Source organism: Pseudonocardia alni (genome assembly GCF_002813375.1).
In the GTDB taxonomy this organism is placed as follows: domain Bacteria; phylum Actinomycetota; class Actinomycetes; order Mycobacteriales; family Pseudonocardiaceae; genus Pseudonocardia; species Pseudonocardia alni.
Genome location: NZ_PHUJ01000003.1, coordinates 4,229,637 through 4,248,461 on the forward strand (window position 1 = coordinate 4,229,637; position 18,825 = coordinate 4,248,461).

General features: G+C 73.6%; 16 protein-coding genes. 14 read left to right on the top strand and 2 right to left on the bottom strand.

Annotation, left to right across the window (positions count from 1 at the left end):
* The first annotated feature begins 73 nt into the window (after positions 1-73).
* Positions 74-1,066: a type IV toxin-antitoxin system AbiEi family antitoxin domain-containing protein gene (locus ATL51_RS20995; protein WP_073577724.1), complete on the top strand. Its 993-nt coding sequence runs from the start codon at positions 74-76 to the stop codon at positions 1,064-1,066.
* A 255-nt stretch (positions 1,067-1,321) separates the two neighbouring features.
* Here ATL51_RS20995 and ATL51_RS28710 read toward each other — a convergent pair whose 3' ends face one another.
* On the bottom strand, positions 1,322-1,471 hold the full coding sequence (locus ATL51_RS28710) for a hypothetical protein (protein ID WP_020626377.1): 150 nt from the start codon (positions 1,469-1,471) through the stop codon (positions 1,322-1,324).
* Between the two features lie 124 nt (positions 1,472-1,595).
* Between ATL51_RS28710 and typA the strand changes: the two genes are divergently transcribed.
* The 10 genes from typA (at position 1,596) to ATL51_RS21045 (ending at position 14,898) form a co-directional block, all read left to right on the top strand.
* Positions 1,596-3,491, top strand: coding sequence for a translational GTPase TypA (gene typA / locus ATL51_RS21000; protein ID WP_073577807.1), 1,896 nt, complete (start codon positions 1,596-1,598; stop codon positions 3,489-3,491).
* A gap of 152 nt (positions 3,492-3,643) precedes the next feature.
* Positions 3,644-5,503: an ABC transporter family substrate-binding protein gene (locus ATL51_RS21005; protein ID WP_100879682.1), complete on the top strand. Its 1,860-nt coding sequence runs from the start codon at positions 3,644-3,646 to the stop codon at positions 5,501-5,503.
* A 319-nt stretch (positions 5,504-5,822) separates the two neighbouring features.
* Positions 5,823-7,529 (top strand): peptide ABC transporter substrate-binding protein, encoded by a 1,707-nt coding sequence (locus ATL51_RS21010; RefSeq protein ID WP_167410030.1) that lies wholly within the window; start codon positions 5,823-5,825, stop codon positions 7,527-7,529.
* A 79-nt stretch (positions 7,530-7,608) separates the two neighbouring features.
* Positions 7,609-8,541 (top strand): ABC transporter permease, encoded by a 933-nt coding sequence (locus ATL51_RS21015; RefSeq protein ID WP_100879684.1) that lies wholly within the window; start codon positions 7,609-7,611, stop codon positions 8,539-8,541.
* Between the two features lie 54 nt (positions 8,542-8,595).
* Positions 8,596-9,585, top strand: coding sequence for an ABC transporter permease (locus tag ATL51_RS21020; RefSeq protein ID WP_100879685.1), 990 nt, complete (start codon positions 8,596-8,598; stop codon positions 9,583-9,585).
* 1 nt (position 9,586) lies between these two features.
* The gene (locus ATL51_RS21025) at positions 9,587-11,653 is read left to right on the top strand and encodes an ABC transporter ATP-binding protein (protein ID WP_100879686.1); all 2,067 of its coding nucleotides are present in this window, start codon (positions 9,587-9,589) and stop codon (positions 11,651-11,653) included.
* Positions 11,654-11,720: 67 nt separating this feature from the next.
* Positions 11,721-12,836: a tRNA (adenosine(37)-N6)-threonylcarbamoyltransferase complex transferase subunit TsaD gene (gene tsaD, locus ATL51_RS21030; RefSeq protein ID WP_100879687.1), complete on the top strand. Its 1,116-nt coding sequence runs from the start codon at positions 11,721-11,723 to the stop codon at positions 12,834-12,836.
* A 9-nt stretch (positions 12,837-12,845) separates the two neighbouring features.
* Entirely contained in the window at positions 12,846-13,733 is an 888-nt protein-coding gene (gene mshB, locus ATL51_RS21035) for an N-acetyl-1-D-myo-inositol-2-amino-2-deoxy-alpha-D-glucopyranoside deacetylase (RefSeq protein WP_100879688.1), read from the top strand.
* A 5-nt stretch (positions 13,734-13,738) separates the two neighbouring features.
* Positions 13,739-14,122, top strand: coding sequence for a hypothetical protein (locus ATL51_RS21040; RefSeq protein ID WP_073577808.1), 384 nt, complete (start codon positions 13,739-13,741; stop codon positions 14,120-14,122).
* Positions 14,119-14,898, top strand: a complete 780-nt coding sequence (locus ATL51_RS21045; protein WP_100879689.1) for a hypothetical protein — start codon at positions 14,119-14,121, stop codon at positions 14,896-14,898. The genes ATL51_RS21040 and ATL51_RS21045 overlap by 4 nt, the downstream gene beginning before the upstream one ends.
* 16 nt (positions 14,899-14,914) lie before the next feature.
* Here the strand turns inward: ATL51_RS21045 and ATL51_RS21050 are convergent, their stop codons facing one another.
* Entirely contained in the window at positions 14,915-15,913 is a 999-nt protein-coding gene (locus ATL51_RS21050; protein ID WP_100879690.1) for a GNAT family N-acetyltransferase, read from the bottom strand.
* A gap of 116 nt (positions 15,914-16,029) precedes the next feature.
* Here ATL51_RS21050 and fdxA point away from each other — a divergent pair, with 116 nt between their 5' ends.
* The 3 genes from fdxA (at position 16,030) to ATL51_RS21065 (ending at position 18,822) form a co-directional block, all read left to right on the top strand.
* Positions 16,030-16,356, top strand: coding sequence for a ferredoxin (fdxA, locus tag ATL51_RS21055; RefSeq protein ID WP_020626080.1), 327 nt, complete (start codon positions 16,030-16,032; stop codon positions 16,354-16,356).
* Entirely contained in the window at positions 16,353-17,456 is a 1,104-nt protein-coding gene (dapC, locus tag ATL51_RS21060) for a succinyldiaminopimelate transaminase (RefSeq protein WP_100879691.1), read from the top strand. Before fdxA ends, dapC begins: the two co-directional genes overlap by 4 nt.
* A gap of 157 nt (positions 17,457-17,613) precedes the next feature.
* Positions 17,614-18,822: an MFS transporter gene (locus ATL51_RS21065; RefSeq protein ID WP_301549115.1), complete on the top strand. Its 1,209-nt coding sequence runs from the start codon at positions 17,614-17,616 to the stop codon at positions 18,820-18,822.
* Positions 18,823-18,825 lie beyond the last annotated feature (3 nt).

Here is an 18,825-nt window from a genome sequence, read left to right on the forward strand (position 1 = left end):
GGTCCCCGGTGCCGGAACGACGATCACCGCCGGGTCGGCGGAACCGATCCGGGCCGGGCGTCGTCCAAGCCGCATGAACCGGAACACCACCGCCTCCGTCCCGTCCGTCCTCCCGGCCGCCGCGCACGGGGCGGCCCGCCGCCGCACGTCGCGCGGCACCGACCCGCTCGCCCGGCTCGTCGCCGCGCAGGACGGCCTGGTCACCCGGGCTCAGGCGCTGGCCCACGGCCTGTCCACCGACCAGGTCGACCGCAGGCTCGCCGCACGGCGCTGGATCCCCGTGCACCCCCGCGTGTACCGGCACACCGCCCACCCGCCGAGCGAGCGGTCCCGGGTCCGCGCCGCCGCACTCTGGGCGGGGGAGGACGCCGTGCTGACCGGGGCCGCCGCGGCCTGGTGGTGGGGGCTGCTCCCGTCCGCACCCGCGGTCGTCACGGTCACCGTGCCGCGCCGGCGGGCTCCGCGGTCGCGGGCGGGGGTCCTCGTCCGGCGCCGGGACCTGGACCTGCGCGACGTCGTCACCCACGACGGTGCGGTCGTCGCCCGGCCCGCGGCGGCGGTGCTGGAGGCCGCGGCCGACCCGTCGGTACCCGGGGAGGCGCTGCTCGACCACGTGCTCACCACGGGCTCCGTCGGCGCGGCCGAACTGGTCGAGGCACACGCCCGCAGCCTCGGTGCGCACGGGTCGGCCCCGGTCGGCCGGATGCTGGCCGGGGCGTCGCGCCGGGTCGCCGTCCGGGCCCGGCACGGGCTGCGGGCGCTGCTCGCCCGGAGGGGGGTGCGGGCCTGGCGCACCGACGTCACCGTGGCCGGGGTGCTGCTCGACCTCGCGTTCCCCGCGGCCCGGCTGGCGGTCGAGGTGCACGACCCGGTCGACTCCGGGACCGGCGCCGACGGCTGCGGCCCCGCGTGGCGGCGGGCGGTGCTGCGTCGGCACGGATGGCGGACGCTCGTCGTCGAACCGGCGGAGCTCCGGTGCCCCGACGAGCTCCTGGACCGCCTCCGCGAAGCCGTGACCGGGCACCCGGCGGGGCCCGGCGGTACCGCGGGGCGGGCCGCGGGGTGAACGATCGGCGAACGCCACCACACACGGTGTCACCGGACCACTCGGACGACTGTGATTCCGGCCATGCCGGCACCGCGCACCGGACGCGTCGTCGCAGCGCACGGGGTGATCATGAAGGCCGGTCCGGGGTCCGGGCGCACGACGACCCGGACCTGCCGGACGACGTCGACCGGCCTGCCGCCGCCCTACCGGACAGGCGGTGCGCACGCAACCCGAAGCGCGACGTCGTCGCAGGTCAGCGGGTCATACGTCCGTTCAGTAGATGCGCGCGATCTTGATCGCGCGGGTGAGTGCCTTGCCGCTCAGATCGTCCGCACCCGCCTTGCGCAGCCGCAGTGCGACGACCGGACAGCTCTTGCACCGCTTCGGCTTGGACCGGCAGCACTTCTTCTTGACCTTGCCCATGATGAGGTCAGGCTAACCTGCGCCCGGGGCAGGGTGAAGGGCTTGCAGCGGATACCGTTGAGGTGTGACCATCCCTCGTTCCGCCTCGGCCCTCGACGCTCGTTCCTCGCTCGAGAGCGACGCCGTGCCCGATCGGGCCGGCCGACCCGAGCTGCGCAACGTCGCGATCGTCGCGCACGTCGACCACGGCAAGACCACGCTCGTCGACGCGATGCTCCGCCAGTCCGGTGCCTTCGCCGAGCGCGCCGAGCTCGTCGACCGGGTCATGGACTCCAACGACCTGGAGCGCGAGAAGGGCATCACGATCCTCGCCAAGCACACGGCGGTGAACTGGCACGGCACGACGATCAACGTCGTCGACACCCCCGGCCACGCCGACTTCGGCGGCGAGGTCGAGCGCGGCCTGTCCATGGTCGACGGCGTGGTGCTGCTCGTCGACGCCTCCGAGGGCCCGCTGCCGCAGACCCGCTTCGTGCTCCGCAAGACCCTGACCGCCGGCCTGCCCGTCATGCTCGTGGTCAACAAGACCGACCGCGGCGACGCCCGGATCGCCGAGGTCGTCGACGAGTCCCTCGAGCTGCTGCTCGAGCTGGCCGACGAGCTGGAGCTCGACGAGTCGGTCACCGCCCACCTGCTCGACCTCCCGGTCGTCTACGCGTCCGGCCGCGCCGGCAAGGCCTCGCGGATCCGTCCGGCCGACGGTGAGCTCCCGGACTCCGACGACCTCGAGCCGCTCATCGAGACCCTGCTCGACGTCGTCCCGCCGCCCGCCGACGACGTCGACGCCCCGCTGCAGGCGCACGTCACGAACCTCGACGCGTCCAGCTTCCTGGGCCGTATCGCGCTGTGCCGGGTCCGTGCCGGCGTGCTGCGCCGCGGCCAGCAGGTCGCCTGGTGCCGCGAGGACGGGACCACGCCGCGGGTGAAGATCACCGAGCTGCTGCGTACCGAGGCGCTGACCCGCGTCCCCGCCGACGAGGCGCGCGCCGGTGACCTGGTCGCCGTCGCGGGCATCGCCGAGGTCACCATCGGCGACACCCTCGCCGACCCGGAGTCCCCGGTCGCGCTGCCGCGCATCCACGTCGACGAGCCCGCCATCTCGATGACGATCGGCACCAACACCTCGCCGCTTGCCGGCCGCGACCCGCACCCGGGCAAGAAGCTGACCGCCCGCCTGGTGAAGGGCCGGCTCGACGCCGAGCTGGTCGGCAACGTGTCCATCCGCGTGCTGCCGACCGAGCGCCCCGACGCCTGGGAGGTCCAGGGCCGCGGTGAGCTCGCGCTGGCGATCCTGGTCGAGACCATGCGCCGCGAGGGCTTCGAGCTCACCGTCGGCCGCCCGCAGGTGGTCACCAGGACCGTCGACGGCACGCTGCACGAGCCGTTCGAGCAGCTGTCGGTGGACGTGCCCGAGGACAGCCTCGGTGCCGTCACCCAGCTGCTTGCCGCCCGCAAGGGCGAGATGGGCGACATGGTGCACGGCGAGGGCCGGGTCCGGATGGAGTTCCGCGTCCCGTCCCGCGGCCTGATCGGCTTCCGCACCGAGTTCCTGACGATCACCCGCGGCGCGGGCATCGCCAGCCACGTCTTCGACGGCTACGGCCCCTGGGTCGGCGAGATCCGGACCCGGAACAAGGGCTCGCTGATCTCGGACCGTTCCGGGCCGGTCACCCCGTACGCGATCGACCAGCTCGCCGACCGCGGCACGCTGTTCGTCGGGCCGACCACGCTGGTCTACGGCGGGATGGTCGTCGGGGAGTACACCCGCAACGAGGACCTCGAGGTCAACATCACCCGCGAGAAGAAGCTGACCAACATCCGCTCGTCGACCTCCGACGTGCTGGTCAAGCTGATCCCGCCGACGATCCTGAGCCTCGAGCAGTCGCTGGAGTTCTGCGCGACCGACGAGTGTGTCGAGATCACCCCGGAGAACGTCCGGATCCGCAAGATCGAGCTGGACCCGAACCTGCGGGCCCGCGCCCGGTCCCGCGCGAAGGCCGCGGCCAACGCCACGAAGTGACCCGCACGGCCCGTGCGCTGCGGTGGTGCGCATCGGTGAGCAGAGCACGGCCTCACCGACATCCGGCCCCGCTGCGTATCGGTGAGCAGAGCGGAGGCGCCCGCCGGACCCCGTCCGGCGGGCGTGCCCGCCCCGGTGGGGATACTGCGGACGTGAGAGCACGTCGACGCTTCCGGGCGCTCCCGGCGCTCCTGCTGGTCGCCCTGCTGGCGCTGACGGGCTGCGCGGCGGACCCGCAGCCGGCGCCCCCGCCGGAGACGAACCGCCCGACCGAGCCGGTCACCGCCCCCACCCGGGTGGTGGTCGGCGTCGACGACCTCGGGCCCGGGTTCAACCCGCACCTGCGGTCGGACCAGTCGGCAGTCACCACGGCGATCGCGTCGATGACGCTGCCGTCGGTGTTCCGGCCCGACGACCGCGGTGTGCCGCAGCTCGACACGACCGTCGCCACGTCCGCGACGGTCACCTCGCAGAGCCCGTTCACCGTCAGCTACGAGCTCAACCGCGACGCCGGGTGGTCCACCGGCGCCCCGATCGCCGCCGAGGACTTCGTCTACCTCTGGCAGCAGATGCGCAGCCGGCCCAACACGATCGGTGCCGCGGGCTACCGCGAGATCACCGACGTGCGCTCGCGTGCCGCGGGCAAGGCCGTCGACGTCGTGTTCCGCGAGCCCTACCCGCACTGGCGGGAGCTGTTCGGCAACCTGCTGCCCGCGCACCTGCTCAAGGATGCGCCGGGCGGCTGGACCGCCCCGTTCGCGGGTGGGGTGCCCGCCTCGGGCGGCCCGTTCCGGCTGATGCAGGTCGACCGCCTCCGCGGCGAGGTCCTGCTCGCCCGCAACGACCCGTACTGGGCGACCGCCGCGGTGGTCGACGAGATCATCCTGCGCCGCATCCCGGCGAACACCCTGCCGACGGCGCTGGAGAGCCAGGGCGTCGACCTCGCCCTGCCCGACGCCCGGCCGGAGATCACCCAGGCCCTCGACGTCCTGGCCCGGAGCCCCGAGCCGCCGACGGTGCAGAGCGGGCCGCGCCCGGCCGTCGAGCAGCTGGAGTTCCGCACCACCGACGGCCCCCTGGCCGACCCCCGGGTCCGCGAGGGCATCGCGGCGCTGCTGGACCGCGACGCGATCCGCGAGCGCGTCAACCCCGACGCCGTAGCCGTGAACGCCTTCGGCGCCGCCCCGTCGGACCCCGGTTACGCGCCGACCGCTCCCGCCGGCGCCCCCGGCCGACCCGATGCGGCGGCCGCCGCGGCCGCGTTCACCGAGGCGGGCTACGTCCGTGGTCAGGACGGCCGGTGGACCCTCGGCGGGCGCCCGCTCGGCGTGGTCATCGGCGCCGGGGCCGAGCGGACCGAGGACGTGGACGTCGCCCGCGTCGTGGCCGAGCAGCTCAAGGCCGGCGGCATCGGCGTCACGATCGTCGCCCCGTCGGCACCGGACCTGCTGACCGAGCCGAGCGTCGCCCCGACGACGCCGACCCCGACCACCACTCCCGCCCCGGCTGCGGGCCCGGTGCCCGGCGGCAGCGCCGCACCGGTCACCACGCCCCCGGCGGCCCCGACCACGACGACCGCCGCCCCGACGACGTCCGGTTCCCCCGACTCCGGGACCCCGGTCGCCGTCGACGTGCTCGTCGCACCCCGTGCCGCCTACGGCGCGGTCGGGCCGCGACTGGACTCCGACTACGGCTGCCCCGCGGACGCGGTGCCCGGCGAGCTGCCGGGCGTGGCCTGCTTCCCCGCGCTGCAGCCGCTGCTCGACGAGCTGCTGGTCGCCGAGAGCCCGGACCCGGCCGTCGTCGCCGAGGCCGAGCGGGTGCTGTGGCGCCAGCTGCCCGCGCTGCCGCTGTACCAGGCGCAGGGTCTGGTCATCAGCAACCCGCAGACCGACGCGGCCACCCGGGTCACGCCCGGCCCGATCGCGACCGGCCCGATGTCGGGCGCCCGGACCTGGGCCGAGCCGGAGGGCTCGGGCGAGCGCCCGACCGGCGACGACGACCCGAACTGACACCGTCGGACGCGTCCGTTCGGACGCACTCCGCTGCTGCACGGTGACGGCGAGTGGTACGTAAGTACCAACTGTGTTTCGGCATGCATCGAGGGCTGTGCGACGCAACGGTCCCGTTGTTACTGTCCGGTTCGGCTGCGAGCCCGTTACGCCGTTCACTGGTCACCGTTTCGCCACGACCGGCGTCGGACCTCGCTGCTGGAGAGCCGCGATTCCTAGCGTGCCTCCCGACGGGCCCCGGCACACATCCGGTGGTCCGTCGCGTCCCGGACGGGTGCGACAACGGCGTGCGCCCACGACATCTCGAGAGGCACGGCAGATGAGGGGAAGAAGGGCGGCCGCCTCGGCCATCGCCCTGACCGCGGTCGTGGGGCTCGTCCTCACCGGCTGCAGCCAGCAGAGCAACACGGGGGCCTCGGGGGGCGCGGCCCAGGCCGGGCAGGGGTTCCCGGAGACGCCGGACCCGGAGCAGGTCCCGGGCAAGCCCGGCGGGGTGTTCCGCATGGGGCTCACCGAGCCGACGGCGATCGACCCGTACAACGTCCAGGAGTCCGAGGGTGCCCTGGTCGCCAAGCAGCTCTTCACCGGTCTGGTACAGGTCCGGCCCAACGGTGACGAGTACCCCGGTGTCGCCGATACCTGGACCTCGAACGACAACTGCACGCAGTGGACGTTCAACCTCAAGCCGGGCCAGAAGTTCTCCGACGGCACCCCGCTGACCTCCGCTGACTTCAAGCGCGGCTGGGAGCGGACCACGGCGAAGGCCTCCGCATCGGAGGTGGCCTACCACCTGAACCAGGTGCAGGGCTACGAGCAGATGCAGGCGGGGACGGCGACCACTCTGTCCGGGGTGAACGCCACGAACCCGAACACGTTGGCCGTCACGCTGTCCGAGCCGAACTGCGAGTTCGAGCTGCGGACAGCACACCCGGCGCTGTCTCCGGTCCCGGCCTCGGCCGGTGCGGCGGACAACACCACCTACAACGACCTGCCGCTGGGCAACGGCCCGTTCCGGATGGACGGCCCGTGGCAGCACGACCGCGGCATCAAGCTGGTCCGCAACGACAACTACACGGCGGGCCCGAAAGCGAACCTCGACGCCGTCGAGATCACCATCACCCCGGCCGACACCGGTGCCGACGCCGAGTACAACGGCTTCCGTAACGGCCAGTTCGACTGGGCCCGGATGCCCACCCCGGTCCAGTCACAGGCCCGTGACGAGTTCGACCCGCAGGGCAAGTGGATCTCCAAGAAGACCGCGGGCATCAACTACCTGTCGGTCCAGGTCACCAAGCCGCCGATGAACTCGGTCGCTGCGCGCAAGGCGGTCTCGATGGCCATCGACCGCGCCGCGATCACCGCAGGCGTCTTCCAGGGCGGGCAGGCCCCGGCCACCGCGATCGTGCCGCCGTCGTTCCCGCAGGCCTACCAGGAGGGTGTCTGCGACGCGTGCACCTTCAACCCGGACGAGGCCAAGCGCCTCGCCCAGGAGGCAGGCTTCCAGCCCGGTACCGAGCTGAACTTCCAGTTCAACACCGGTGGCGGCCACGAGGAGTGGACCGCGGCGGTCCGCCAGCAGATCGAGCAGAACCTCGGCATCAAGGTCAACTACTCGGGCGTGCCCTTCCGCGACCTGCTGGACAACCAGCAGGCGCCGGACGCGACAGGCATCTACCGGTCGGCCTGGGGCGCGGACTACCCGACGCCGGCCAACTTCCTCGGGCCGCTGCTCGACACCAAGTCCATCGGTGCGGCATCGCCGACCGAGCCTGCACTGGGCAACAACCGCGGCCGCTACTCCAACCCGGAGTTCGACCAGCTGCTCGCCCGTGCCGCGGCCACCAAGGACGAGGCCCAGCGCGACGACCTGTACAAGCAGGCCGAGCAGATCGCGATCGGTCGCGACCTGGCCATCATCCCGATGTTCCAGCGCCAGCAGTACCGGCTGGCGGCGACCGACCGCTTCGGAAACATCGGCATGGACTTCTTCGAGAACCCGACGCTGGACACCATCACCCTGAAGTGACCGCCCGTCCGCGCACCTGCTCCCGTGACCCGGGAGCGGGTGCGCGGACGCGGTCCGCACCCGACGGGAAAGCCACCACATGGGCCGCTTCATCCTGCGGCGCGTACTCCAGGGACTCCTGGTCGTCGTCGTCGCCGCATTTCTGATCTTCCTGGCCACTTTCGCGCTCGGCGACCCGTTCGCCTCTTCCGGGGAGAAGGCGGTCCCGCCCGAGATCGCCGCCCTCAATCGCGCGAAGTTCGGGATGGACCAGCCGCTGCTGATCCAGTTCGCCAATTACCTCGGCAACCTCGCGATCGGCGACATGGGCGTCGACTTCGACCAGCGACGGCCGGTCAGCGAGCTCATCCTCGACGTCCTGCCGAACACGATCGTGCTCGGCCTGGTCGCGGTGCTCTTCCTGATCCTGTTCGGGGTCAGCGCGGGCATCCTCGCCGCCGTCCGCCGCTACTCGTTCTGGGACGCCTTCGTCACCGTCCTCACCACGGTCATGATCGGCATCCCGGTTTTCGTGCTGGCGATCTTCCTCGTCGCGAACGTGTCCGGCGTAGGACCGTTCCCGCCGGTACCGCGTAGCTTCACCGTCGACGTGCCCTGGTACTTCGACGTGCTGCTGCCCGCGTTCACGCTTGCCGTGATCGAGGCGGCGTTCGTCGCACGGCTGATGCGTGGATCGATGCTGGAGGTGCTGCGCGCGGACTACGTCCGGACCGCACGCGCCAAGGGGCTGCCCGAACGGACGGTCATCGGCCGCCACGCGGTGCGCAATTCACTGCTGCCCGTAGTCACCTTCGTCGGCCTCACACTCGGGTCCTACGTCGGCGGCGCCATCATCACCGAGACCGTCTTCCAGTACAACGGCGTCGGCTACCTGCTCTCCCGGGCGATCACGACGAACAACGCGCCGATCATCACGGCCGTGGTCATCTACACGGTCGTCGCCTACGTGCTGCTGAGCATGGTCGTCGACGTCCTCTACGCCTACCTCGACCCGCGGATCCGGCTGAACTGACGCGCACCGCGCTCGTCCCGGCCCACGTCCCGACACCTCGCGAGGCGAACCCTCATGAACCCTTCACCTCCCACCTCCGGCGCGGCCACCACCTCGTCCTCGCCCGGGGGCGCCCCGAACACCGGCGACGCCGACCCGGCCGCTGCGCTACCGACCGTCCCGTCCGCGGGCCCCGTCGGCCGGCCCCAGGGCCCCGGCCAGTTCGCCGAGATCTGGCGGCGTTTCCGCCGTAACCGGCTGGCCATGGTCGGCCTTGTCATCGTGGCCTTCCTGGTCGTCGTCGCGATCATCTCGCCGTTCTCGACGCCGTACGACCCGTTCGAGCAGAACCTGCTCAACACCTTGCAGCCGCCATCGGGGTCGCACTTCTTCGGCACCGACGTCCTCGGCCGCGACCTCTACTCCGGTGTCATCTACGGCACGCGGCTGGCGATGATCGTCGGTATCTCCACCGTGCTGTTCTCCCTGCTGCTGGGGCTCTCGCTCGGCGCGCTGGCCGGTTTCAAGGGTGGCGCCTGGGACTCGGTCATCGGCCGGGTCATCGACATCTTCCTGGCCTTTCCGGCGCTGGTCGGTGCGATCGTGATCGTGCGGGCGACCGGCAACGGCATCGTCCCGGTGATCATCGCGCTGGTCGCGCTCGGCTGGATGACCACCGCGCGCCTGATGCGCGGCCAGGTTCTTGCGCTGCGCGAGGCCGAGTACGTGGAGGCCGCCCGCTCCATCGGGGCCGGGACCGGCCGCATCCTGCGCCGTCACATCCTGCCCAACGCGGTGGCCCCGGTGCTCGTCTACTCGCTCACCAGTATCGGTGTGGTGGTCGTCGCGATGGCGTCGCTGTCCTACCTCGGGGTGGGGGTGCCGCCGGACGTGCCCGAGTGGGGCCGGCTGATCAGCTCGGCCGCGCGCTACCTGTCCGCGGACGGCGTCACGCACTTGTGGCTGTTCCCGTCCCTGGCGATCATGTTGACGACGCTCGGGTTCGCGTTCGTGGGCGACGGTCTCCGCGACGCGCTCGACCCGAAGCTGCGCGGGGGGAACTGAGATGACCGAGCACATGCTCGAAGTCCGCGACCTGCGGGTGCACTTCTCCACCGACGCCGGTGTGGTCAAGGCCGTCGACGGCGTCAGCTGGCACGTCGACCGGGGCGAGACCCTGGCGATCGTCGGCGAGTCCGGCTCCGGCAAGTCGGTGTCGGCGATGAGCCTGATGGGCCTCGTCCCGACCCCGCCGGCGACGTTCCCCAGCGGCGAGGTGCTGCTGGAGGGCCGCTCGCTGCTGACGATGTCGGAGTCCGAGCAGCGCAAGCTGCGCGGCAAGGACATCGCGATGATCTTCCAGGACCCGCTGACCGCGCTGAACCCGGTCTACAGGGTGGGCGACCAGATCGCCGAGATGATCCGGGCGCACGACCGGCAGGCCGGCAAGGTCACCGCCCGCCGCCGCGCCGTCGACCTGCTCGGCGAGGTCGGCATCCCGAACCCGGCCGCGCGGGCGTCGCAGTACCCGCACGAGTTCTCCGGCGGGATGCGCCAGCGCGCGATGATCGCGATGGCGCTCGCGAACGACCCGAAGGTCCTGCTGGCCGACGAGCCGACCACCGCGCTCGACGTCACGGTGCAGGCCCAGATCATGAACCTGCTCGAGAAGCTCCAGGAGCAGCGCGAGACGGCGATCGTCCTGATCACCCACGACCTGGGCCTGGTCGCGGCGCACGCCGACCGGATCATGGTCATGTACGCGGGCAGGGTCGTCGAGACCGGGACCAACGACGAGATCTTCGCCGAGCCGCGGCACGCCTACACCTACGGGCTGCTGTCGTCGCTGGCGCGGATGGACCAGGCCCGGCCGGAGAAGCTGGAGCCGATCCCCGGGCAGCCGCCGAACCTCGCGCACGTCCCGTCGGGCTGCGCGTTCCACCCGCGCTGCCGGTTCGCCACGTCGTCCTGCGCGGAGAAGACCCCGGAGCTGGTCCAGCTCACCGACCGGCCCGGTCACCTGCACGCCTGCCTGCACTCCGACGAGGTCGGCGAAGCCGCCGCCACGCCGCGCGAGCCGGTCGTGCCGGTGTCCGAGGCACACGTCGCGGAGACGGCGACCGGCGAGCCGATGCTGCGCACCGCGGGGCTGACCAAGTCGTTCCCGATCCGCTCCGGCGTGCTGTTCCAGCGCACCGTCGGTGTGGTGCAGGCCGTCGACGGCATCGACCTGGAGATCCCCGAGGGGCAGACGCTGTCGCTGGTCGGCGAGTCCGGCTGCGGCAAGTCGACCGCGGCCCGGGCGATCCTGCGGCTGCACGAGCCCACCGCCGGCAGCGTGCACATCAACGGCCGCGACGTGACCGCGCTCGGGCAGTCCGAGCTGCGCTCGGCCCGGGAGGACATGCAGATCGTCTTCCAGGACCCGTACGCGTCGCTGAACCCACGCATGACGGTCCGATCGATCCTGTCGGAGAAGTACGAGCTGCTCGGCGGCGAGCTCACCGACTCCACGATCCCGGAGCTGCTCGAGACCGTGGGGCTCTCGGCCGAGTACGCCGAGCGCTACCCGCACGAGTTCTCCGGCGGGCAGCGCCAGCGCGTCGGCATCGCACGGGCGATCGCGCTCAACCCGAAGTTCGTGGTGCTCGACGAGCCCGTCTCGGCCCTGGACGTGTCCATCCAGGCCCAGGTGCTCAACCTGCTCGAGCAGCTGCAGCGCGACTTCGGGCTGACCTACCTGTTCATCGCCCACGACCTGTCGGTGGTGCGCCACATCTCCGACCGCGTCGCGGTGATGTACCTGGGCAACGTCGTCGAGGTCGCCGACCGCGACGACCTGTTCGACCGGCCGCAGCACCCCTACACCCAGGCGCTGATCTCGGCGGTGCCCGTCCCGGACCCGGCGGTCGAGCGGGTGCGGGAGCGGATCGTGCTGACCGGGGACGTGCCCAACCCGGCCGACCCGCCGTCGGGCTGCCGGTTCCGCACCCGGTGCTGGAAGCACCTGGAGCTGTCCGACGCCGACAAGGCGCGCTGCATCGACGAGAAGCCGGTCCTGGAGATCGCGTCCGGCCCGGGGCACCGGGTGGCCTGTCACTTCGCCGAGGAGCGCGCGCTCCTGCGGACCTGACCGAGCACGACCCGTCCGAGCAGGACCCCACGGCCACGACACGCCACCCGGTGCGAAACTGGGTGGCGTGTCGCTGGTTCTGGGGATCGAGACGTCGTGCGACGAGACCGGTGCCGGTCTCGTCCGGGACGGGGTGCTGCTCGGCGAGGGGCTGGCGTCGTCGGCGGACGAGCACGCCCGTTTCGGCGGTGTGGTCCCGGAGGTCGCGGCCCGCGCCCACGTGAGCGCGGTGACGCCGATGGTGCGCGCGGCGGTCGAGGCGGCCGGGGTGTCGCTGTCCGACATCGACGCCGTCGCCGTCACCGCGGGGCCGGGGCTCTCGCCCGCGCTGCACGTCGGCGTCGCGGCGGCCAAGGCGTACGCGGCGGCGCTGGAGGTGCCGCTCTACGGGGTGCACCACCTGGCCGGGCACGCCGCCGTCGACGTCCTGGAGCACGGCCCGCTGCCCGACCGCTGCGTCTGCCTGATCGTCTCCGGCGGGCACACCTCGCTGCTGGCGCTGGGCGACCTGGCCCGCGACCCCGTCGAGCACCTCGGCGACACCGTCGACGACGCGGCGGGGGAGGCCTTCGACAAGGTCGCCCGGCTGCTGGGCCTGCCGTACCCGGGCGGCCCGTCGGTCTCGAGGGCCGCACTCGACGGCGACCCGGCCGCGATCGCGTTCCCGCGCCCGATGACCGGTCCGCGCGACGCCGCGTTCGGCTTCTCCTTCTCCGGGCTCAAGACCGCCGTGGCCCGGCACGTCGAGGCCGCCCAGGACGCGGGCCGCGCCGTCCCGGTCCCGGACGTCGCCGCGTCGTTCCAGATGGCCGTCGTCGACGTCCTGGTCCGCAAGGCCCTGCGGGCGTGTGCCGAGCGCGGCGCGGACACCCTGCTCATGGTCGGCGGGGTCGCGGCGAACCGGGTACTGCGCACCGAGATGGAGCGCGCCTGCGCGGGCGCCGGGATCACCCTGCGGGTGCCCGTGCCCCGGCTGTGCACCGACAACGGCGCGATGATCGCGGCCCTGGGCGACCTCCTGGTCCGCGACGGCGTCGAACCCGCGGGGCTGGGCGGGACCGCTGTCCCGACCGTGCCGCTGACCGGCGCGACGATCACGTTCCCCCCGGCGACGGGGGAGGCGGCGGAGTTCCCGCTGCCCGTCGTCCCCCACGCCGCGGCGGGGTCGATCATCGCCCCGTAGGCTCCCGGCGTGCCTGCTCGTCGCCTCCTGCTCGTCCACGCCCACCCGGACGACGAGACCCTGACCACCGGCGGAACCATCGCCCGCTACACCGCCGACCCCGACTGCGAGGTCACCGTGGTGACCTGCACCCTCGGGGAGGAGGGCGAGGTGATCGGTCCGGAGCTGGCCGAGCTCGCCCCGGACCGCGGTGACCAGCTCGGCGGCTACCGCATCCGCGAGCTCGACGCCGCGCTGGCCGCCCTCGGCGGGCCCCGGCACCGCTGGCTCGGCGGCCCCGGGCGCTGGCGCGACTCCGGCATGGTGCTGGCCGGGCACGGCACCCGCGCCGCGCTCCCGCCGGAGCTGCACCCGCGGGCGTTCGCCGCCCCGGAGCCGTTCGGCACCCAGCTCGCCCAGCTGCTGGAGATCATCGACGAGGTCCGCCCGCAGGTGCTGGTCTCCTACGCCTCCGACGGCAGCTACGGCCATCCCGACCACGTCCGGGCGCACGAGCTGGTCGTCGCCGCGGCGGGGGCGCGCCCGGACGTCGTCGCCAAGCTGTACTTCGCGGTGCGGTCGAGCGCGCTGCTCGACGACGGGCTCTCCGAGCTGCACTCCGCGCTCGGCGGGGACCCGGACCGCACCGGGCTCCGCTGGCCGGCGCCCGACGAGCACCCCGGCCACGACGCCGCCGCCGTCACCACCCGGGTCGACGTCGACGCCCATGACGACGAGCGGGTCGCGGCGATGCGGGCGCACGCCACCCAGATCGACGTCCGCAGCGGCGACGGCTGGGTCGCGTTCGCGATGAGCAACGGCATCGTCCAGCCGCTGCTGGGGGTCGAGGAGTACGTACTCGCCGGCGCGCCGCCCGGCACGACGGAGACGGATCTGTTCGAGGGGGTCGACGGGTGAGCGACGTGACGAGGCTCCCGCTCGCGCTGGTGCTGCTGGTGATCTCGCTGCTGCTGGTGGCCTTCGAGCTGATGTTCCAGATGCTCTACATCGGCCCGGTCCCGGTGCCGCTGGGCACGGTGATCGTGGTCGTCTCGCTGCCGTGGCTGATCCACACCACGGCCACCGAGATCCTCCCGACCCCGGCGGGTGCGGCGGCCCCGCTGGTCGTCTGGTTCGCAGCGGTGCTCGTGCTCGGCTTCTTCGGCCCGGGCGGGGATCTCCTGCTCCCGGTGAACTGGGAGTCGCTGCTGCTGCTCGTCGCAGGCGCCGTGACCGGCGTCGTGTCGTTCCGCAGGGCGCTCGACCGGCTGGCGGACGGCCGAAACGACCGAAGGGTGACCCGATGACGATCTCCGACGACGACCTGGTGCAGGTCCTGCGCCCGTTCGTACGGGCCACCCGGCCGGTGCTCGACGGGCTGCGCGAGTCCGACCCGTTCGGCCTGCGGGCCCGGGTGACGCCCGGCTCGGACCGTCCGGAGGACGCGACCGACGAGGAACGCTCGCTCGCCGACAAAATCCTCGACGCGCTGGCGTCGGTGAAGGTCCCCGGCACCTCGGCCTGGGCGTCGATGGACGTCCCCGCCCGCACCGACTGGTGGGTCTACCGGGTCGGCCGGTTCACCACGCTGATCGCCGCGATCCCCGGCCTGGGCGGGGCACTGGCCCGCACCCTGCCGGTGTCCGACGCCGTCGGCGCGGCGGGCGAGGGGCTGCTGCTCGTCGCGATCGCGGGCGAGCACGGCGTCCGCTCGGAGGACCGGCTCGTCGAGCTGCTGGCGTCGGTGCTGTTCCAGCGCGAGCTCGACCTCGCCGCCCGGGAGCTCACCGCGGCCGAGGACGCCGATGCCGACGCCCGCGCCGAGGAGCTCACCGGTGATCTCGCCGGCGACGGCAAGCGGGCCACGCTCAAGCGCGTAGGCAGCGCCGTGTGGCGTCTCGGACGGGCCCTGTGGGGCGTCGAGGACGAGCTCGGCAAGCGCCCGCACGGCCGCTTCTACCACCAGTGGCTCGGGCTGCTGCCGGTCGTCGGCGTCGTCGGGAAGTACCTGGGGGAGTGGTCGGGGCTCAAGCGCGCCGCCAAGCAGGCCCGCGCCTGGCTGCTCCGCCGCGGGTTCGCCTGAGCCCCTGACCCTCCGGTCAGACCGCATCCGGGGGGACCAGGTAGTGGTAACGGTGGTGGTCGGTCCAGCCGGTGGCGCGGTAGAGGGCGAGCGCGGCGGTGTTGTCGTCGGCGACGTCGAGCATCCCGTGCCGCGCCCCGTGCGCCGCGCCCCAGGACAGCGCCTGCCCGGTGAGCCGGGCCGCGAGACCGCCGCGCCGCGCGGCCGGGACGACCCACAGCCGTGACACGTAGACGTGGGAGTCGACGACGGCGGCGCGCACCGACGCGACCGGCGTCCCGACGGCGTCGGTGAGCGTGCCGAACCCGACCTCGACGCGGTCCGTGCCCGTCGCTCCGCTCTGCTCACCGGGACGCAGCACCCCGGTCAGCACCGCCCACGCGGGCGCGCCGGGCCCGGGCTCCGGCTCGCCCTGCGCGGCCCACCAGTCCGGTCCGGGCGTCGCGGGCCACTGCGGCGCCGGGCCGTCGGACGCGGCGCGGGTGACGAGCACGGTGCAGGTCCCGGGGTCCTCGGCCCGCACCCAGCCCGCCTCGGCCACCCGGTTCGACCAGGGCGCGTCCACCGGGGCCTGCACCGTCGGGGCGATGCCGTGCCGCCCGGCGAACTCCCGCACGCGTTCCAGGGCTCGTTCGACCGGCATCCCCGGGTCGCCGAGCGCGAGCGCGGAGTTCGCCCGCCGCGTCCAGCCGCCGGCCGCGCGCAGCAGCCAGCCGCCCAGCTCCTCGACGACCGGCGCCGGCCAGGCCGCCGCCCGTACGCGTTCCAGCCGGTCCACCGCCGCGCGGGACGCCCGCCGGGCCGGGGCGGGCGGCACCTCCCGGACGGCGACGACGGCGTCGCGCCGCACCCGGACCGGGCCCGACCGGGTGTGCACGACGACGGCGTCGGGCCCGTCGGGCTCCAGCTCACCGACCGCGTCGGTCAGTCCGGGGCCCGGTGCGCCCTCCGGCGCGATGCGGTGGCGCAGGGCCACCCGCCGTCCTGCCAGCTCGTCGAGCATGAAGCCGACCACCTCACTCCTGCCCCGCCGGGGGGCGCGGGTTAACCTGCGGGCGTCCCAGTTTGACCGGGCACCCCGCCACCACATGATCTCCGGGTGCCCGCTGCTCCGAGTGGAGGACCACCGAAGTGACCTACGTGATCGCCGAACCCTGCGTCGACCTGCTCGACAAGGCGTGTATCGAGGAATGCCCGGTGGACTGCATCTACGAGGGTGGACGGATGCTCTACATCCACCCCGACGAGTGCGTCGACTGCGGGGCCTGCGAGCCGGTCTGCCCCGTCGAGGCCATCTACTACGAGGACGACGTCCCCGACCAGTGGGCCGCCTACACCAAGGCCAATGTGGACTTCTTCGACGAGCTGGGCTCGCCCGGCGGCGCCTCGAAGCTCGGCAAGGTCGACCGTGACGTGGAGCCGGCGAAGAGCCTGCCCCCGCAGGAACACGACGAGTGAGCAGGCTCGACCTCCCCGATTTCCCCTGGGACTCGCTGAGCGGTGCGCGTGAGCGCGCGGCGGCGCACCCGGACGGCATCGTCGACCTGTCGGTCGGCACCCCGGTGGACCCGGTTCCCGGGGTGCTGCGCGACGCGGTGGCCGGGCCGGCCGCCGCCGAGCCCGGTTACCCGACGACGCACGGCCCGGCGTCGCTGCGCGAGGCGGTCGTCGCCTCCCTGCAGCGGCGCTTCGGGGTGTCCGGAGTCGACCCGGCCGCGGTGGTGCCCACGATCGGCTCGAAGGAGCTGGTCGCGTGGCTGCCGACGCTGCTGGGCCTCGGCGCGGGCGACACCGTCGTCATCCCGGAGCTCGCGTACCCGACCTACGAGGTCGGGGCGCGGCTGGCGGGGGCCGGGCACGTCCGTTCCGACGGCCTCACCGCCGCGGGGCCGGCCCGGGTCCGGCTGGTGTGGCTCAACTCGCCGTCGAACCCCACCGGCCGGGTCCTGCCGGTCGAGCACCTGCGCAAGGTCGTGACCTGGGCACGGGAGCGGGGCGCGGTCGTCGCCTCCGACGAGTGCTACCTCGGACTGCCCGGCGACGCCGACCCGGCCCCGCGGTCGGTGTTGCACCCCGACGTCTGCGACGGCGACACCACCGGGCTGCTGGCCGTCCACTCGCTGTCGAAGGTGTCGAACCTCGCCGGGTACCGCGCCGGGTTCGTCGCGGGGGACCCGGCGCTGGTGTCGGGGCTGCTGGAGGTCCGCAAGCACGCGGGCATGATCGTGCCGCGTCCGGTGCAGGCCGCGCTGGAGGCGGCCGTCTCCGACGACGCGCACGTCGCTGAGCAGGCCGCCCGCTACGACGCCCGTCGTACCCGCCTGCGGGCCGGGCTGGAGAAGGCCGGGCTGACGGTCGAGCACTCGCAGGCCGGGCTCTACCTGTGGGCGAGCGCGGACGAGCCGTGCCGCGAGACCGTGGACCGGCTCGCCGGCCTGGGGATCCTCGTCGCACCCGGTGAGTTCTACGGACCCGCCGGTGCCCAGCATGTCCGGGTCGGGCTGACCGCGCCGGACGAGCGGATCGACGCCGCGGTCGAGCGGCTCGGCGCGGCCTGACCGTCGCCGTCGTTGCGATAGGCAAGAATCCCGGGAGAGGATCGCCCCGGTAGCGACGAGGCCGGTGCAGCGAGCCGGCAGGCGAAGGAGCCGTCGAATGCAGGCACCGCGTCCCGGTGGTCCGGACCTACCCGGGGGCGCCGGGCCTGGCGCCCCCGTGGCCCGGTCCCGGCCGGTCGTCCGGCCCGCCCTGGTCCTGCTCGGGGTGCTGGCGCTCGCGGTCAACCTGCGGGCCGGGCTCGCCGGGTACCCGCCGCTGCTGGAGACCGCGCGGGCCGACCTCGGGATCGGGGCGGGCGCGGCCGGTCTGGTGCAGGCCGGCGCGGTGTTGATGATGTCGGTGGGCTCGTTCGGCGCCGCCGCCGTCGCCGTCCGGGTCGGCCGTGAGCGGCTGCTCGGCGTCGCCGTGGCGACGATCGCGGTGGGCAGTCTGCTGCGGTCGGTGATGGCGCTGCCCGCGCTGGTCGGTGGCTCGGTGCTGGTCGGGCTCGGCATCGGGGTGTCCGGGGTGCTGCTCACCGGGGTCGTCAAGGAGCATCTGGCCGAGCGTGCGGGTGCGGTGACCGGTGCCTACGTCGTCTCGATGATGATCGGTGCGACGGTCGCGTCCGCGGTCGCGGTGCCGCTGGCCGTCGCGCTCGGCGGCTGGTCGTGGTCGCTGGCGGTGTGGGCGGTGCCCGCGGTGCTCGCCGTCGCGGTGTGGATCCCGGTCGCGAGCCGGATCGGTCACGCCCGGCGGGAGCCCGTGGGCGCCGCGGAGGCGACCGGCGGCGGCCCCTCGCTCGCCGAGGAGGTCCGGGTCCGGCACGACCCGTTCGCCCGCCGTGTCGCCTGCTACCTGGCCGGGACGTCGACGATCTTCTACGGCTGGCTGACCTGGCTGTCGCCGTTCTACGAGTCGCAGGGCTGGTCGCCCCAGGGGGCCGGGCTCCTCCTCGCCGTGTGGAGCATTGCTCAGATCCCGTCGGCGCTGCTGTTCCCGGCCGCGGCCGAGCGACGACGCCGGTGGCGGTTCTGGGCGGCGCTGTCCGTACTCAGCTCGGCCGCCGGGACGCTGGGGGTGCTGCTCGCCCCCGCGCAAGGGACGCCACTGCCGTGGCTGTGGGCGATCCTGATCGGGATCGGGGTCGGTGCCGGGTTCCCGCTGGGACTGACCGTGATCGCCTGGCGGACGCCGACCCCTGCCCGCAGCGCCGCCGTCAGCGGCTTCGGCCTCGGTATCGGCTACCTCTCCGCCGGGGTGGGGCCGCTGGTGATGGGCCTGGTCATCGACTCCGCCGGGTTCCCGGCCGCGATCGCGCTGCTTCTGATCGGCGCCGCGCTGCAGGGCGGCGCGGTGGTCAGGATCGGGGACCGTCCGCGCTGAGCG

Excerpts from the sequence above, each read along its gene's own strand:
- ATL51_RS20995 (WP_073577724.1), top strand. The coding sequence starts at position 74 with ATGAACCGGAACACCACCGCCTCCGTCCCGTCCGTCCTCCCGGCCGCC.
- ATL51_RS28710 (WP_020626377.1), bottom strand. The coding sequence starts at position 1,471 with ATGGGCAAGGTCAAGAAGAAGTGCTGCCGGTCCAAGCCGAAGCGGTGC.
- ATL51_RS21010 (WP_167410030.1), top strand. The coding sequence starts at position 5,823 with ATGAGGGGAAGAAGGGCGGCCGCCTCGGCCATCGCCCTGACCGCGGTC.
- ATL51_RS21015 (WP_100879684.1), top strand. The coding sequence starts at position 7,609 with ATGGGCCGCTTCATCCTGCGGCGCGTACTCCAGGGACTCCTGGTCGTC.
- ATL51_RS21020 (WP_100879685.1), top strand. The coding sequence starts at position 8,596 with ATGAACCCTTCACCTCCCACCTCCGGCGCGGCCACCACCTCGTCCTCG.
- ATL51_RS21025 (WP_100879686.1), top strand. The coding sequence starts at position 9,587 with ATGACCGAGCACATGCTCGAAGTCCGCGACCTGCGGGTGCACTTCTCC.
- ATL51_RS21045 (WP_100879689.1), top strand. The coding sequence starts at position 14,119 with ATGACGATCTCCGACGACGACCTGGTGCAGGTCCTGCGCCCGTTCGTA.